The following is a 17548-nucleotide window of genomic DNA, read 5'->3' as shown; positions in this document are numbered from 1 at the left end:
TAAGTATCCCATTTTTGTAATGGGATATTTTTATATTTAAGCTTTATATAATTTATGCGTCTATTTGTAATTGTAATTTTGGTCTTTCTTTTTCAATCTTGTACAGCACAAGACGAAAAAATTAATGGTGTGAGTTTTGTGGCTTCTCCAGAAAAAATTAGCAAATTACATACAAAACCTGTAGTTAATGTAAATGCTAATTATGCAGCAATTATGCCTTTTGGGTTTATGAAAGCTATAGATACTCCTAAAATTATACACAATACAGAGCGACAATGGTTTGGAGAAACAAGAGCAGGAGCAAAACAATATATACAAGAACTAAAAAAGCAGAACATTAAAATAATGATAAAACCCCAAATTTGGGTTTGGAATGGTGAGTTTACTGGCTATATTAAAATGAATAGTGAAGCAGATTGGAAAGCATTAGAAGATACCTATACTAGTTTTATTTTAGAGTATGCAAGTCTAGCAAAAGAAACCAAAGCAGAATTGTTTTGTATAGGAACAGAGTTAGAAGGTTTTGTAACAGAAAGACCAGAATATTGGCATAATTTAATAAAGAAAATTAAAGAAATCTATAAAGGCAAATTAACGTATGCAGCTAATTGGGATGAGTTTAAGCGTACACCATTTTGGAGCGAATTAGATTATATTGGAGTAGATGCTTATTTCCCTTTAAGCGAAATGAAAACACCAACAATAGAAGCTTGTAAAGTAGGATGGCAAAAACACAAACCAGTAATTGAATCCCTTTATCAAACTCATAATAAACCCATTTTGTTTACCGAATTTGGATATCGTAGTGTGGATTTTACAGCAAAAGAACCATGGCAAAGCGATCACACCTTACAATCGTTAAATTTTGAAGGACAAACAAATGCAACTCAAGCCTTATTTGAAGAGTTTTGGGAGCAAGAGTGGTTTGCAGGCGGTTTTGTTTGGAAATGGTTTCATGCGCATAATAAGGTTGGTGGAGCAAATGACAACCAATTTACACCTCAAAATAAACCTGTGGAGCACGTTATTAAAACCTTTTATTTAAAAAAATGAAAAATATAGTTTACCTAATTTTATTGTTTGGTCTGTTTTCTCAGGCTCAAGATTTTACTGTTTTAGATTTAAAAGTTCAAGGCAATAAAAAGCTTAAATCGTCTTTTGTAAAAAAAATAGCATTAGTTAAAGCTCGAAGCGTTTTAGATTCAACAAAAATTGAAGAAGACATAAAAGTTTTAAAACGTTTACCTTCTATAGCACACGCCTCATATCAAGTATTTCCTGTTGGAGATTACACCTATAATGTGGTTTATACTATTGAAGAAAATTTTACAATTATACCATCTGCAAACGTTTATACTACTAACGACGATGAGTTTGCTTACCGTTTAGGACTCTACGAGTTTAATTTATTTGGACAAAATATTGCTTTTGGAGGCTTTTATCAAAAAGATATTTACAGCTCTTATGCTATAAATTTTAGAGCACCTTATTTGTTTTCTAGACATTTAGGCCTTGCTCTAAACCATCAAAATTTAACAACACAAGAACCAGTATTTTTTGATAATAGTATCGCAGATTATAAGTATAATAATAATTCTTACGAGGTTTTAGGACTGTACCAACTTAACCTTAAAAACCGTTTTGAGTTAGGTGTTAATTATTTTACTGAGGATTACAAGTATAAATCAGGAGCTACAAGTCCTGCCGTGCCTCAAAATTTAAAAGTGAATAAAATACTTTATAAATTTATTTACGAGTACAATAATTTAGATTACGATTATCAATATGTAGAAGGATTTAGAAGTATTTTTAACTTTCAATATGTAACCTCTAGAGATCAAACTCAATTACCTGCTTTTTTAATTGGTTGGAATGATTTTCAATATTTTAAGCGGTTTGGTAAAAAAGGCAATTGGGCAAACAGATTACGTTTAGGTGTTGCCACAAATAATGACACACCATTTGCACCTTTTTCAGTAGATAATAATTTAAATATTAGAGGTGTTGGTAATACTATTGACAGAGGCACTGCAGCAATAGTTTTAAATACGGAATATCGTTATACGTTATACGAAAAAAATTGGTTTTCTCTTCAAGGTAATGCTTTTATTGATGCAGGAAGCTGGCGAAATCCAGGAGGTGATTTTGGTGATTTTGCAGAGTCACAAAATTTAAGAGTATATCCTGGTTTTGGATTGCGTTTTATCCATAAAAAAATATTTAATGCAATTTTTAGAATAGATTATGGTATTGGTATTACTCCAGATGCCACACAGGGATTAGTTTTTGGTATTGGGCAATATTTTTAAGCAATATGCTTTTTATAATACGCATACAAATCGTCTGCACTAGCTCCAAACCATTTTTTAACATATATTGTCCAAAAGTGATATTGTAGTCTCCAAATGCCACGTTTTTCGTATCGTCTTGCCGAGGTTTTGAGTTTCTTATTTATAACTACAAATTCTTTACGTTTATATAATTCGTTAATTAAAATATTGTCTTCATAAATAGAAAAACTTTCGTCGTAACCTCCAATATCATCAAATAATGCTTTTGTAATAAATTGACTTTGATCGCCTCCTCTACATGCTCTCCATGAGAATTGAGTAAGCCAACTTGCTAAACGTAACCACCAATGGTTATTATCAAATTGTAATCTAAAACAACCTGCATTATTTCCTTTTTTTATTTCGTTTAAAATAAGCTCATCGTATCTGTTTGGAGGAAAAGAATCGGCATGAAGAAAGTAAAAAATATTACCTTTTGCAGCTTTTGCACCAACATTCATTTGTTTAGCACGTCCTTTTTGAGAATTTAAAACTTTAATGTTAAGGTCTAAATTTTTAACGCGTTCAATTGTATTATCTGTGCTTCCGCCATCAACAATAATTAGTTCTGAAATGGTAGTAAGCGATGCATTATCTATTAAATGATAGAGGAGCTCTTTAATATTTTTTTCTTCATTTAAAACGGGAATTATAATGCTTATCATATTTAACTTACGACAATTTTAAAAGATTGGTTTTAATTATTTAATTCCCAATTATAATCTTTGAAACTCTTTTTGGCATCTTCAGAAATAGTAATATCTGTATATTTATTTATAAAATCGATCACAGAACCCTCTGTTTTAAAATCTTTTGAAAACCATTTAAAGATTTTTGAAAGTTCTAGTTTGTTTTTAGAAATGGAGTTTTTTGTTGGGTCACTCAAAAACTCTTTAGTCAATCTTGTTAATTCGGTATCTAAATTACTCGCAGTAAAAGCGTTGTTGTTAAGTTTCGGACAGGATTTTGCTGCACAAACTAAGGCAAAATGAATACGAGGCTCATTCATTTTACGAATAATTTGGTGTTCTATTTGGTCTAAATTATACCATTTATCGCCAAGTTTCCATAAGCGTTGTTCCCAAGGGTCTTTTATGTCTTTAATGCTTTTTGTTGGATAATTACGTAGTATTAAATCTATTGTTAACGCATTGTAAGCGTTTATCCAATAGGCTAATTTTTCTTCTTTACTCCAATGGTTTTCTGGTAAATTTTTTCCTAGCGATTTAATGTAATTTGTTAAAGTTGAGCGTTCCGTTTTTATGCCTTTATAGTTTACTGCGCCTTCTTTTGACACGTATTTTTTTAATAAGTCGTCAAATTTTGAATGATCAAAGTCGAGTTTTTTTAAAGATTTATATGGTATTGAATCTTGTTTTGATTCTTTGAGAATGTCTTCAGCTTCATCTACTTTATCAACTTCCGCAATTGTATTTCCATTATTATCTACAACTTCTACTGTTTGCGTAATAATGGTTTCTTCTTCGTTTTTTTCTAAAGCTACATTTTCTTCAACTGTTGTTGCTTCAGTTGAAGCGGTTGCTTTTTCCCCATTTATAACCGCTTGTTTTGTACTGCAACACGATGTAATTAAAAAAGTGAATACAATTACACATACATATTTCATATAAAAATTATTTTATTGGTGCGCTTCCTTTTTTTTCGGAAACACATATAATTCCTGACTTAAAAAATCTTTTGGAAATGTTTCGTCACCTTCAAAACCAAGTTCTATATCTCTTCCGTTATGCGGAACGTAGTCTGTTTTAAAAATATAATCCCAAATACTTAGTGTTAGTCCGTAATTTACACCATACCTAACATGTTTTGGTAATTCTTTTGCATGATGCCAAATGTGCATTTTTGGATTATTAAAAATGTATTTAAAAACACCATAATCCCAGCCTAAATTAGCATGGTTTAAATGGCCTATTGTAATGGCAAAGAAATAAACAATAGCAACATCTTGCGCACTGTAATTTGCAATTATAGCTAATGGAATATAACGAATGGAGTTGTAAACTACTGGCTCCATCCAATGGTAACGTAAGTGCGCAGCAAATCCCATTTCTTTAACGCTATGGTGTACTTTGTGGAAATTCCATAGCCAAGGCACACGATGGAGTAAACGATGCGTGTTCCATTGTACAAAATCGTTTACTAAAAAGAAAATAAGTAGGCCTAACCATTTTGGTAAATCTGTAGAATCAAAAAGTTGGAAGCTTTTTAAACTTAAGCCAACAACCCCTAAAATATCATCGAAAAAAGCAGCAGCAGTATTAGATAAAGCAATGAGTACAATTAAATTTAATAGAAAAAAATTGAAGAACATATAAAAAGTATCTAACCAAAAATCTTTTCTAAAAACACCTTGATTTTTACGCCAAGGGAAAATAATTTCTAACAACCAAACAATTAAAGAAATAGCAATTAAACCATAAAAATAATTATCCCAATTATTTTGAAACAAAAGTTCTTGTTTAAGATAATTCCAATATTCGGAATAGGAGTTTTTTATTATGTCTATATATTTTTCCAAAATTTATAAGCTTTTAATTAACTCTTTAAATAGTGTAATCATATTGGGTTCTGCTTTGGCAGCCATAGCAATAATTTCGCTAATATTTACTGGCTTAAGGTTGTCTGGATCACATTCATCTGTTAATACAGAAATTGCAGCAGCCTTTAAATTTAGGTGGTTAGCAACAATTATTTCTGGTACTGTACTCATGCCAACAGCGTCTGCTCCAATAGTTTTTAACATACGATATTCTGCTCTAGTTTCTAATTGTGGTCCAACAACACTAGCGTAAACACCTTGGTGTAATTTAATATTGTTTGCCTTAGCAATGGCTTTAAATTTAGCATTGATTTTAAGATTGTATGGCGCACTCATATCTGTAAAACGCTCGCCTAAAGCTTCAACACCTTTAAACGCTAGAGGAGAGCCACCTTGTAAATTGATGTGGTCGTCAATAAGCATTAATTCTCCTTTTTTGAAGTTTAAATTTACAGCTCCAGAAGCGTTAGAAACCAATAATGTTGAAACGCCTAATTTTTCCATAACACGAACAGGATATGTTACATCTTGTAATGAATAGCCTTCGTAAATATGAAAACGACCTTGCATGACAATTACTTTTTTACCAGCTAAGGTTCCATAAATTAATTTTCCTTTATGAAACTCTACAGTTGCCGTTGGGAAGTTAGGAATGTGGTTATAACTCACTTCTGCAATTACTTCGATTTCATTTGTTAATTGTCCTAAACCTGTACCTAAAATAATACCTATTTCAGGGTTTTTAAAACCTTTAGATTTTAAATAGTTAGCAGTTTCTGTTATAAATTTAATCATAATCATTATCCGCAAAAACGGAAATATGTTTTAGAGGTTATAAAATTGTTTTAAAACGTCATAATGTTTCATATCGTTAAATGTATCGATATCATTAAGTGGTTTTAACAAAGATACGACCTTGTTTTTTAAATCTGCTAAAGTAGTTTCTCTAACCGTTTCGGTTCCCCAAGCTTTATTTTTAAAAATAGCTGGATGCAGGTTTTTCATACCTAAAAGGTAGTAGCCTCCATCTAAGGCAGGACCAATTACCACATCATTGCCTTCTAATTTTATAAAAGCTTCTTCAATAATGTCTTTATTTAAATCTAGTAAATCACTACCAATAATGATTACTTTTTGGTAACCTGAATTTAATAATTCTTCAAAAGCATTGTGCATGCGTTCGCCTAAATCATTACCTTTTTGTAGATTTTTTTTGAAATACACTGCACTCCAAATATCATTAGTATTAATTTCTTCGGAATAAAACACATAGCGATCAGCTTCTACTTGTTGAGCAACATTAGCTGTATGTTGCAATAAATATCTGTAAATATTTAAAGCAGATTGATCTCCCAAAGTTTTAGCCAAACGTGTTTTGCATTTGCCTAATTCTGGATTCCTTGTGAAGATGATTAATGCGGTTTTCAATAATTTAATTCAAGTTAATATTATTTTTTCTGTCATTCAGAGTGAAACGATGAATCTCTAATTGAAATGAGATTCCTCGTCGTTCATTCTTCTCTCTGTTGGAATGACAAAACTTAATTGCTTTTTTTTATAGCTTTAGGATAAACTTTAGTTCCGTTAGTTAACCATTTGCTCCACGCTTTGGAAAACGCATGAATACTATCGGTTTTTTTGTGTTCGGAATTATACACGTCGAAGTCATTGTTTTTCCACTCAAAAATTCCACCATATAAATTTTTAACATTGGTATAGCCAGCTTTTTGAAGTCTATTTGCAATCGTTTCAGACCTAATACCTAATGAACAATACACTACAATTGGTTGGTTTTTGTCTTTTAGTTTTAGAATGGTTTCTTGGAGATTAAAATGATTATAGCCAACAAAAATAGCATTTTTAAGATGGCTAACTTTGTATTCTGATATTTCACGAGCATCTAAAACAATAACTTCGGTTTTAGGCATAGCTAATTCTTGAACCGAAATATAAGGCACTTCATTATTATTATATTGCTTTAATAAATCGTCAAGCGATGATTGTGCTTGAAGTGAAAGCGAAACTATTCCGAAGAAAATAAAAAAAACTAATTTCATTTGTTTATAATTCTGTTTATGAAAGAGACTCTTCAGTCTCCCGATAATTATTGAGATGCTTCCGAATGGTATTTATTTAAAATTTTATAATTGAATTTCAAACCCTTGCAAAGCACTTTCAACTTCTGGTAAAATCTCTGTGTTGTCCCAAATTCCTGTTTTAATCGTTCTAGCATATTCTTGAGGTAATAATCCGTTATTCATTAATTTACTAGTTAATTTATAATTGTACTCTAAGGTATGATGCTTAAAGGTAAAACTTTCATTTATATCGTCCAAAATGGCATACCATACACTTGGTTTGCCATCATTTGCAGGCATTCCAATTACACCAGGATTTAGCCATAGTTTATTATCATGTTCATCATAAAAAGGTAAGCCGCAATGTCCACCTACAATTATATCGCTTTTAGTCGTTTCAAAGTCAGGTTGCTTACGTTCCCAAGGTGTAGATTTAAAAATAAATTCTGAAGTATTATTATAAGTGCCATGAACTATAGTTATACGCTTACCTGCATAATCAAATGTGATATGATCAGGAATAGTTTTTATAAACGCTATTGCGTTTTTCGATAATTTACTTTGTGCAAAAGGATACCATTGTTGCGAAAAACCGTCGCAACGAGAGCCTTTTCTAAAATCACAACCACAATCCTCAGCACCTTCGCGCAATTGGATTTCCACATTTCCAGCAATACTCTTGGCGTTCCATAGTTTAAACAATTGAACAGTTTCTTCGGGCTGTGCACAATACCCAATAATATCTCCTGTGCAGATACAATTTTTAGCAGAAATTTGTTCACGTTCAGTCACTTGCTTCAACGCTTCTAGCGCTTGCAAATTGCTATAGACACCACCAAAAAGCAATACTTTGCCTTTGAGCAGGCCTAAATGTTCTATTTTTTTATTCATATTTTTTATTTATCCTGCAAGGTTTTTAGAACCTTGTAGGTATGAATCTCTACTCTTTTTTGTAGGCTTCCAAAGCTTGCAAATAACTACAGGCACTATCAAAAAGCAATATTAAGCCTTTGAGTAGAATTAAATGTTCTAATTTATTTATACTTTTTACTCATCCTGCAAGGTTTTTAGAACCTCGTAGGTATGAATCTCTACTCTTTTTTGTAAGCTTCCAAAGCTTGCAGATAACTACAAACACTATCAAAAAGCAATATTAAGCCTTTGAGTAGAATTAAATATTCTATTTATACTTTTTACATATCCTGCAAGGTTTATAGAACCTCGTAGGTATGAATCTCTACTCTTTTTTGTAAGCTTCCAAAGCTTGCAAATAACTACAAACACTATCAAAAAGCAATAGTAAGCCTTTGAGTAGAATTAAATATTTTATTTATACTTTTTACATATCCTGCAAGGTTTATAGAACCTTGTAGGTATGAATCTCTATTCTTTTTTGTAAGCTTCCAAAGCTTGCAAATAACTACAGGCACTATCAAAAAGCAATACTTTGCCTTTGAGTAGAATTAAATATTCTATTTATACTTTTTACATATCCTGCAAGGTTTATAGAACCTTGTAGGTATGAATCTCTACTTTTTTTTTAATACCATCGGCATTATATACAACAAACAACAACTTAAAATTCCCCAAACATTTACCCAAAGCAAATCGGCATATTTGCCGTCTGTAAAAATTAAGGACTCAGGAAATACTCCGAAAACTAATATAAAACCAAAAATCAGTCCACAAATAATACTCAAGTAAAAACTTATTTTTGGGACGTCCATATTCCAGAATACAAATACTGGAGTTAAACCAATAACCATAGTCCCAGAAATGGTTGTGGCAGATAATATTTCGGCATCTAAAAACACAGGAAGTGTTCCTAAAATAGCTATTATTGCCATAGAAGCACGACCAAAAGTAAGGTTTTTTCCTAGTTTTAAATCGACAGCTAATAACTTAGAAAATGATGAAAACGTGGAATCTAATGTTGAAGCCGCAGAGGTAATCATAATAAAATTAATGACCAATAAAATGATTACACCAAAAGCTTTTCCAACTTCTACAGCTGCTTGACCTTTCATACCTTGTGTTTGCGCATAAACACCAATAAAACTGAACAGGATAATGCAAATTGCTCCTAAAACACTAGCTAATAAAAAACTACGTCTCGTCACTTTTGGCGAGGTTATAAAGGCACGATCTGTTAATACAGGATCATGAAATGGATAACTAAACGATTGTATAATCGCAGCAAAAAACAAGTTTAATCCTAACTCAAAACTCCAAGTTCCTGAAGTTGTAATATCTGAAACTTCGAAATTTTCCGTAGAAAAAATAGTTCCTAAAATGACTATTAATAATACTGAAAATAGTACCATTTGAATTACATCTGTAAATATAGAGCTGCTCAAACCTCCTTTTATAGCATACGCTAAAGTTAAAACTGTAAAGACGATAATAGCTAAATAGTATGGATTGCTTTCTCTGTCGCCAAAATAACTTCCTATAACCATCGTGTTGCTCCAAACCTCATTAAATAAACGAATAGCAATTAAGACGGAGAAAATGGCCATGGCACCTTTTCCAAATTTTGAGGTTAAAAATTCATGGATGCTATTAAAGCCTCCTTTGGTTCGCATTTGATAAATTAAAACACCTGCTACTGCAAATGATAAATAATAACCAGCATAAGCAACACCACCTACAATACCAAAATCGAGTCCGAGATTTGCAGCGTTAGTGATACTTTTTGCAAAAATCCATGAGATAATTAAGCTACCAGTTAACACCAAAGTGCTTGGTGCTTTGCGGTTACTTACAGCTTTAAAAAACTGATCTTTTGTTTTTGCTAAAGGCGACACTAAAAATAGTATCAAACTTGATCCGATAATTAGTGTCCATTGCCAATGTATTGTTTCCATAATTTTATCCTAACCTTCCCAGAGGAAAGTGGTTTTACTCGGTTGTAATTCTATTTTTTTATAGACCTCACAGGTTTTTAAAACCTGTGAGGCTTCATTACTTATTATTTATTGTTTATCCAGCCTCTACAACAGTTTTCCTCCTTTGGAGGGATTAAGGGAGGGTTTTACTCATCCCACCAAACCTTCACATTAATACTATTGTCATTTGTAGCTATTGCAGCTTGCGTATAATTCTCATTATTTAAAGCTTCTTCTTCTGCAGGATAAGGCATACGAACAGGGATTAAATCGTTATTAAAACTTGCTGAAATGGTTCGTAACTCAGGAAATCCAGTTCTTCGATATTCAATCCAACCTTCGTAGCCATTTATTACGTTCGCAATCCATTTTTGAGTTATAATTTGTTGGATAGGTGTTGTTCCAGCTGCATTAAATGCTGCATTTCCAGACAAATAATCTGTAGGTAAAGCTGTATTCCAATATTCAAAAGCGAACGCTACACCAGTTTCATATAAATTCTGAGCATCTGCAGTAATCAAATTTCTTGCTGCAGCTTCCGCTAGTGCAAATTGGACTTCCCAAGCTGTGATAAAATTGGCGTCAAGCGTTGCCGTGTCTTCTCTAAATGAGGTTCCTGCCAACGAATAATCTGCTAAGGCAACAGAGGTTTCCGAAGGATCAATTCCGTTTAATAATCCGTTGAATTCTCCTGTTGTTGATTCAGAAAAAGGTCTAAATAAAGTGCCAATTCTAGTATCATTTAAATCGGTTAAAATGTCTTCCATCGTTTCAGATAAGACAAAATTATTAAAATCTCCTACGCGTAATTGTGCTAATCTAAAACTGTTAGGATCTGTATTAGTAAAATTAAAAATCGCATTTTGCGTGTTTGTAGTAATATAATTGCTTTCATTAAAAAGGGTTTGAAGTTCTGCGGAAACATCAACTTGATTAGAAATACGAAGCAAATGTTTAATTTTAAGGGAATTTGCAAAACGTATCCAAGCGTTTAAATCACCATTAAACAAAATATCACCTTCTAATGGAATCACATCATTATAAGTTTCAATTGCAGCAATTCCTTTGTTGAGGTTATCTAAAATTCCATTATCGTTTAAATAAATATCTTGTTGTAAATCGTAAGCTGGCGTTACAGTTCCGTTAACGCCATTAAAGGCTTCAAAATACGGAACATCACCAAACAAATCTGTTAATCCAGCAGCCATGTATGCTTTTAAAATTAAAGCAGGACCTTCATAAACAGAAAAGGTTTCAACAGTTCTCGACTGATTTAAAATAATCTCATTATCACGAAGATTCGTATAAAATACTGGCCAAGGGTTCCCTCCCAATTGTGGTGATTTTAAGGCATGACGATCAAAGAGGTTAAAATCTAAAGCGGTTCTGTGTTGTGATAATAAATCGCCAGCAACAAAGCCTTCGTAGCTCATATTTTCTCCAAAATCATAAATGACTTGACGCAATAATAAACTAGGTTGAACGCTTACAGGCGAATTTGGGTTTGTATTAATTTCTTCGAAGTCTTTGGTACAACTTGCCGTTGCTAAAAGACCTATAACAGTAAATATGTATAGTATTTTTTTCATTATTTTTATTTTATCCTGCAAGGTTTTCAAAACCTTGTAGGTATTTTAAGTTTTATATTATTTTTAATCTTTTCAAACCTATAAGGAGTCCTCTTTCCTCGGAAACACCTTGCAGGCTTTCAAAACCTTGTAGGTATTTTTAAGTTTTATATTATTTTTAATCTTTTTAAACTTACAAGGAGTCCTCATTCTTCGGAAACACCTTGCAGGTTTTCAAAACCTTGTAGGTATTTTAAGTTTTATATTTTTTTTAATCTTTTCAAACCTACAAGAAGTCCTCGTTCCTTGTAAATACCTTGCAGGTTGAGATTAAAACTTAAATCCAGCTTTAAATCCAATACTTCGTGTTGTTGCATAACTCATATCTTCAACACCACTTACAAAGCCATTGCCTTGCACAGCGAGTTGTTCTGGATCAAAATGTGGGTTTTCGGTAATTACAAATAAATTGTTTCCAATAAGTGATAGGCTTAAATCTGCACCTTCTTTTAATCCTAAAAAGCCATCTTTTAATTGAAAATCATAACCTATTGAAAACTGACGAAGTTTTAAAAACGACGCATCATAAACGTTATTTTCTTCATGGTTTCTATCGTAAAATTGTCTATAATAGCTTTCTGCAGAAACTGCAACTATATTTGGTAAGCCTGTATTTTGGTTCACACCTTGAGCAATTATTCCTGCTTCTGGTCTGTATGCAGTCTCTGCTAATTGACCACCAACATTACCTAAAGCACGTGTTCTGGAGACGATTTCTCCACCTTGACGCCAATCAAATAAGACACTCAAATTCCAGTTTTTATAGCTCAAGTTATTATTCCATCCTAAGGTGAAATCTGGATTATAATTTCCTATTTTTTGAAGGTTATTGTCTGCGATAAATCGTCCGTTATCATCAATTAAAAAATCACCAGTATCGGTTTTTAAATAACCAGTTCCGTAAATATCACCAATGCGTCCACCTTCTTCCACTTGAAACCAAACCGTTTGGTTGGCGCTATTATAGATTCTGCTGTAAGCTAATGTTAAACGACCATTGTTTTGAGGTAATTCTTTAATAGTCGCGCGACTTGTAGCGAAATTAAAAAGTGTATTCCATCTAAAGTTTTGATTTCTTACTGGTGTTGCCCCTAAAATAAGTTCTACACCTTGTGTATTGACTTTTCCACCATTAACCACTTGTTGATTGTAACCCGATGAAATCGCAATAGGCAAAGAGATGATTTGATCTTTTGTTGTTGCATTATAATAAGTGGCATCTAAGGTTAAACGATCTTTAAAGAAACGTACATCTGTTCCAATCTCAAAAGAAGTAGTTTGTTCTGGTTTTAAGTTGGAGTTTGGAATAAAATTTTGGTCACTAAATGTTGGCTGGCCATTAAAAGGCGTTTGAGACATAAAAGCTCCAGAGGTTTGGTAGGCTCCAGTATCATTTCCAACCTGTGCAATACTTGCTCGTAGTTTAGCAAATGAAATCGTTTTTGGTAACTTGGTAAAATTTGAGAGTACAAAACTTGTGGATACTGAAGGATAGAAAAACGAAGTTCCATCTACCGAAAATGGTGTTGCCAAAGCGCTAGACCAATCGTTACGACCTGTGATATCTAAAAACAAAAAGTCTTTATAACCAAATTTTGCAATTCCGTAGAGCGAATTAATACGTTTTCTACTTTCAAACTGAAAGGCTTCAATTGGAGATGCAGCATTATTTAAACTGAAAATTCCTGGTTGCGCTAAGTTAACTGTTTGTAATTGTTTTGTTGAGGCATTTTGGTCGAGACGATTTCCGCCAAAAGACACATCAAAAGACACGTTACCAAATTGATTGTTATAATTAATGAGAACATCGGTATTGACTTCTCTAAATTTTACATCATGCTCTGCGTAACCACCATTTTGAAAACGGTTGCTACTAAAACTACGTCTCAGTTGTCTGGTTTCACTACTATAATCCATTCCTGAACGAAGCGAAACACTTAAATTATCTGTGATTTTATGGTGAACTCTAATGTTTCCGAAGATACGATCTCGCTCAAATGAGTTTCTATTCTCTTCAAGAATAAAGAACGGATTATCAAAAAAAGTATAGTTAAAGGAGTACTGTTGCACTCCTTCCAAACCAGGTTGCCAGTAGTTTCTTAAGCTATTAATGTTTAGCGAACGTGGTCCCCAAGCAACGAGTGAATAATTGACATTTTCACTACCATAACCATTAGAAGGTCTGTTGTCACTACTAGAATTCACATAACTTATTGAGGTGTTGATTTCGGTTTTTTCTGAAGGCTGAAAATTTAGTTTTGTAGCAAGCGTTTGCCTATCGAGATTTACGCCAGGAATGATAGATTCACTTCGTAAATCTGTAAATGATAATCGGTAATTACCAGTGTCAAATCCGTTAGAAACCGATAAATTATTAATAGTCGTCACACCAGTTTCGTAGAACTCTTTTAGGTTGTCTGGGTTTGATCTAAACTCGGTTGCAGTAATTGGTATTCCAGAATATAATGACGTGTCACCACCACGAACAAAATTACCATTTCCTAAATCTACAGGACTATCAAATTGCGGAATGTAAATCCCAGCATCCAATCGTGGTCCCCAAGAATAAGTGATATTATCACTAATTCCGCCACCCAATCCGTCAACATATTCAAACGCTCCAGATTGTCCTTGTCCATACTGATTTTGAAAGTCTGGCAAACGAAATGCAGAATCTACAAAAAGCGAGGTGTTAAAACTCACACCAAAACCTTTTTTGTTACGTCCATCTTTTGTTTTTATAACAATAACTCCATTAGAAGCTCGTGTGCCATACAATGCAGCAGCATTAGCACCTTTTAAAACAGTTACAGACTCTATGTCGTCTGGATTAACCTCCATGGCACCATTGCCAAAATCAATTTCTTGAAATCCAGCAGCAGCTTCATTAGTAAAATTAAACACAGTTTCGTTATTAATTGGTGTGCCATCAACAATAAATAATGGATTATTATTTGAGAACGATGATTCACCACGAATGGTTATTTTAGAGGAAGATCCAACACCTGTTGCACCTTGAGATATGGTTACACCTGCTAATTTTCCTGCAATATTGTCAAGAAAATTTACAGTTTTGACTTCGGTTAAAGCCTTAGAGTCCAGTTCTTGAACCACATAACCCAATTCTTTTGTTTCGCGTTTAAGACCTAAAGCTGTGATAACAACTTCGTCTAGGGATGAGGTATCTTCTGTTAATTCAATGTCAATTACTGTTTGTGTTCCAACGACAGCAATTGTCAAATTATATCCTAAATATGAGTATCTAATTTGATCGTCTGGTGATGATGCTTCAATAGAATATTTTCCGTTTTCATCAGAAATAGTTCCATTACCAGATACTGTGGTGATATTCACATAGGCTAGTGGTTCATTATCAAGTTTACTTGTTATAGTGCCTGTTATCGTAATTTGTGCATAGCTAATTCCTGAAAATAATAGCATTATGCAAACATAAATTTGCTTCATATAATGCCCATAAAATGGGTGCTTTTAATTGAAAATTTAGTTTTCCTACAAATTTTTTAAAACCATGTAGGTATTGAATTGGAATTTTATTTAATAAGTTGAGATGTAAACTTAAAAGAGACTTTTATTTTTAGAGTGTACCTTGCAGTTTAATTACTTATAAATATTGATGCAAGAAAGGAGAACCTTTATTAAAAAGAAGCGTTTGAGGAGATATTTTAATAGAGATATTAAAATATTTTATAATTTTTTTCTTTAAGCAAAGGCAAAGTTGTAAAAGTTTTGCAATGTTTTTTGAAATGAGTCTAAAACTATCAATAATTGTTTTTACATCTGAAAGCGTATCAATATCCGAAAGCATTTCCAAATACAATACGTTGATATTTTGGGACGTTACTATTTTGGAGATTCTTTGTCGTAAAGCTGTGGTTTGCCAAGGTAATTTTAAAAAGGTCTCAACGTTAAAATACGATTTTTTTAATCCCATTAAATAGAAACCACCATCTTTTGATGGTCCTAAAACAATATCATTTTGCGCTAATTGATGAAGCGCCTTTAAAATATGATTAGTTTGTAAATGTGGTGTGTCGTTACCAATAGAAATTACATTGTCGAAGCCTTTGTTGTAAACCGATTGAATGGCATTAGTAAAGCGTTCACCAAATGTTGAACCTGTTTGATTTTTTTCCGAAGATAAAAAATAAGGCAAGCCTGTTTTTTCAACAACCTTTAATGTTTGTGCGTTAAGTGCATTAAATAGCATTTGTGATGATTGAAACGGTTTTTGAGTCGCTTCAAACTCAGCAGAGTGTGCAAAAATTAATATGGCTGTTTTGTTATTCAAGTTTTTAAATTATCCTGCAAGGTTTTTAAAACCTTGTAGGTATGTTTTGTTCTCGTTTTAGGTCTATTTTTGCTATAATCTTGTTTACTCTTGTTATAGATTCCTGTTTTCGCAAGAATTTTTAAGCAACAACACCTTGACAGCTACTTCCTGCGCCTGCAGTGCAACCATAACAATGTTGTGAAATTACGATGTTTCGTCCTTCTAACAATTCTTCGTTAAATTCTGAAATATGTTTGGATTTACTATTTACTGGTAATTCTAACATTTGATTAAAATCGCAATCAAATAAATAGCCATCCCAACTAATTGATAATGTGTTGGTACACATTACATTGGCAACAGCTGCAGGATTGTAAGCTTCTACTAATTGATACATATAATCCTCATAATTTTCTGATGCAATTAAATAATCCAGAAAACGTGCTATTGGTAAATTAGTAATAGCAAAAAGGTTGTGAAATTGAATATTGAAATCTTCCATCAACGCCTTTTTGAAATCTTTTTCCATAGCAGCTTGATCTCCAGGTAAGAACGCACCAGAGGGATTGTACACTAAATCTAATCGCAACTCACTATCTGGTATTCCGTAGCCAACTCTATTTAATTCTTGTAAGGCTTTTATAGATTTGGCAAACACACCATCTCCACGTTGTTTATCTGTTTTGCCTTTGGTCCAGTGTGGCATTGAACTCACGACATGTACATTATGCTTTTTAAAAAACTCTGGTAAATCGTAATATTTTTTGTTGGCACGAATAATCGTTAAATTAGAACGTACAATGAAGTCTTTAATGCCTACTTTGGCAGCTTCTTCAACAAACCATCTAAAATCTGGATTCATTTCTGGAGCACCTCCTGTTAAATCTAAAGTATGAGCACCAGAAGTTTTAATCACTTCTAAACACTGTCTCATCGTTTCTCTTGTCATGATTTCTTTACGATCTGGACCAGCATCAACATGGCAATGCTCACAAACTTGATTACACATGTAACCAACATTAATTTGGAGAATTTCTAATTTTTTAGCTTTTAGCGGAAATTGGCTTGTCTCAGAAATCTTAGTTTTAAATGTTGGTAATTCTCCGTTTTGGAAAATGCCATTGGATAAAATTTCTAACTGTTTATTGCTTTGTGCTAAATCACTTCCTAGCTTTTTAAGGGACTTTGTTGCCATTAATAGGTAAAGGTTTTATATGCTTACGTAAATAATTAATTTTTGGTTTTACTTTAAAAGTGTATTAATTTTAAGCAAAAGGTTTTTATTTGTTACAATTTGCGTTAAGGATGGAGGCTTTGTTGGAGCTCCTCAAAGAGAGCGACTGCCGAGAGCCTGACCCTTGTGGTAACGCCAAAAAATTAACCGTCTAGTTTATTTACTTTATTCATCATTTGTACGCCATGTACTAAGGTTGCTCCACTTTTTATAGCAGCACCAACGTGTATGGCTTCCATCATTTCTTCTTTTGTAACCCCTTTTTGCAAACCGTCTTTTGTGTAAGCATCAATACAATATGGACATTGTTCTGTGTGAGCAACAGCCAAGGCAATTAATGATTTTTCTCTTGCTGTAAGTGCGCCTTCTTCAAAGACTTTTCCGTAGTATTCAAAAAATTTGTTGCCTAATTCTTCACTCCATTCGGTGATTTTTCCAAATTTTCTTAAATCTGCTGGATCGTAATATGTTTTTTGCATAGTGTTTTATTTAAAACTATAAATCTAAATGTTTCAGTCGTAAAGAACCAATTTAGCTAA

15 protein-coding genes are annotated in these 17548 nt (G+C 32.8%); 2 read left to right on the top strand and 13 right to left on the bottom strand.

The window, feature by feature from the left end; translation table 11 throughout:
* Positions 1–54: 54 nt before the first annotated feature.
* Both ACVC5O_RS12395 and ACVC5O_RS12390 read left to right on the top strand, forming a co-directional pair.
* The gene (locus ACVC5O_RS12395; RefSeq protein WP_452221800.1) at positions 55–1053 is read left to right on the top strand and encodes a glycoside hydrolase family 113; all 999 of its coding nucleotides are present in this window, start codon (positions 55–57) and stop codon (positions 1051–1053) included.
* The gene (locus ACVC5O_RS12390) at positions 1050–2309 is read left to right on the top strand and encodes an outer membrane protein assembly factor (protein WP_452221799.1); all 1260 of its coding nucleotides are present in this window, start codon (positions 1050–1052) and stop codon (positions 2307–2309) included. Before ACVC5O_RS12395 ends, ACVC5O_RS12390 begins: the two co-directional genes overlap by 4 nt.
* On the opposite strand, the gene ACVC5O_RS12385 is transcribed toward ACVC5O_RS12390, so the two are convergent.
* The 13 genes from ACVC5O_RS12385 to ACVC5O_RS12325 form a co-directional block, all read right to left on the bottom strand.
* Positions 2306–2995: a TIGR04283 family arsenosugar biosynthesis glycosyltransferase gene (locus tag ACVC5O_RS12385; protein WP_452221798.1), complete on the bottom strand. Its 690-nt coding sequence runs from the start codon at positions 2993–2995 to the stop codon at positions 2306–2308. The genes ACVC5O_RS12390 and ACVC5O_RS12385 overlap by 4 nt on opposite strands.
* A gap of 32 nt (positions 2996–3027) precedes the next feature.
* Entirely contained in the window at positions 3028–3957 is a 930-nt protein-coding gene (locus ACVC5O_RS12380) for a DUF547 domain-containing protein (protein ID WP_452221797.1), read from the bottom strand.
* A 12-nt stretch (positions 3958–3969) separates the two neighbouring features.
* Complete coding sequence (locus ACVC5O_RS12375) at positions 3970–4869, bottom strand: sterol desaturase family protein (protein ID WP_452221796.1); 900 nt, start codon at positions 4867–4869, stop codon at positions 3970–3972.
* Between the two features lie 3 nt (positions 4870–4872).
* Positions 4873–5685, bottom strand: a complete 813-nt coding sequence (locus ACVC5O_RS12370; RefSeq protein ID WP_452221795.1) for a purine-nucleoside phosphorylase — start codon at positions 5683–5685, stop codon at positions 4873–4875.
* A gap of 30 nt (positions 5686–5715) precedes the next feature.
* Positions 5716–6318: a TIGR04282 family arsenosugar biosynthesis glycosyltransferase gene (locus ACVC5O_RS12365; RefSeq protein WP_452221794.1), complete on the bottom strand. Its 603-nt coding sequence runs from the start codon at positions 6316–6318 to the stop codon at positions 5716–5718.
* Between the two features lie 113 nt (positions 6319–6431).
* Positions 6432–6947: a rhodanese-like domain-containing protein gene (locus tag ACVC5O_RS12360; RefSeq protein WP_452221793.1), complete on the bottom strand. Its 516-nt coding sequence runs from the start codon at positions 6945–6947 to the stop codon at positions 6432–6434.
* Positions 6948–7031: 84 nt separating this feature from the next.
* The gene (locus ACVC5O_RS12355; RefSeq protein WP_452221792.1) at positions 7032–7859 is read right to left on the bottom strand and encodes a metallophosphoesterase family protein; all 828 of its coding nucleotides are present in this window, start codon (positions 7857–7859) and stop codon (positions 7032–7034) included.
* Between the two features lie 638 nt (positions 7860–8497).
* Positions 8498–9835: a sodium:solute symporter family transporter gene (locus tag ACVC5O_RS12350; protein ID WP_452221791.1), complete on the bottom strand. Its 1338-nt coding sequence runs from the start codon at positions 9833–9835 to the stop codon at positions 8498–8500.
* A 167-nt stretch (positions 9836–10002) separates the two neighbouring features.
* Entirely contained in the window at positions 10003–11445 is a 1443-nt protein-coding gene (locus ACVC5O_RS12345) for a SusD/RagB family nutrient-binding outer membrane lipoprotein (RefSeq protein ID WP_452221790.1), read from the bottom strand.
* 309 nt (positions 11446–11754) lie between these two features.
* Positions 11755–14949, bottom strand: a complete 3195-nt coding sequence (locus tag ACVC5O_RS12340; RefSeq protein WP_452221789.1) for a SusC/RagA family TonB-linked outer membrane protein — start codon at positions 14947–14949, stop codon at positions 11755–11757.
* 157 nt (positions 14950–15106) lie between these two features.
* Positions 15107–15793, bottom strand: a complete 687-nt coding sequence (locus tag ACVC5O_RS12335) for a TIGR04282 family arsenosugar biosynthesis glycosyltransferase (protein ID WP_452221788.1) — start codon at positions 15791–15793, stop codon at positions 15107–15109.
* Positions 15794–15914: 121 nt separating this feature from the next.
* Positions 15915–16970, bottom strand: coding sequence for an arsenosugar biosynthesis radical SAM (seleno)protein ArsS (gene arsS / locus ACVC5O_RS12330; protein ID WP_452221787.1), 1056 nt, complete (start codon positions 16968–16970; stop codon positions 15915–15917).
* Positions 16971–17152: 182 nt separating this feature from the next.
* On the bottom strand, positions 17153–17488 hold the full coding sequence (locus ACVC5O_RS12325) for an arsenosugar biosynthesis-associated peroxidase-like protein (RefSeq protein ID WP_452221786.1): 336 nt from the start codon (positions 17486–17488) through the stop codon (positions 17153–17155).
* Between the last annotated feature and the right edge of the window lie 60 nt (positions 17489–17548).

It is taken from the genome of Lacinutrix salivirga (assembly GCF_053604675.1).
The sequence above is the reverse complement of the archived record's forward strand: the minus strand, read 5'-3'. Positions and strand labels throughout refer to the sequence as shown.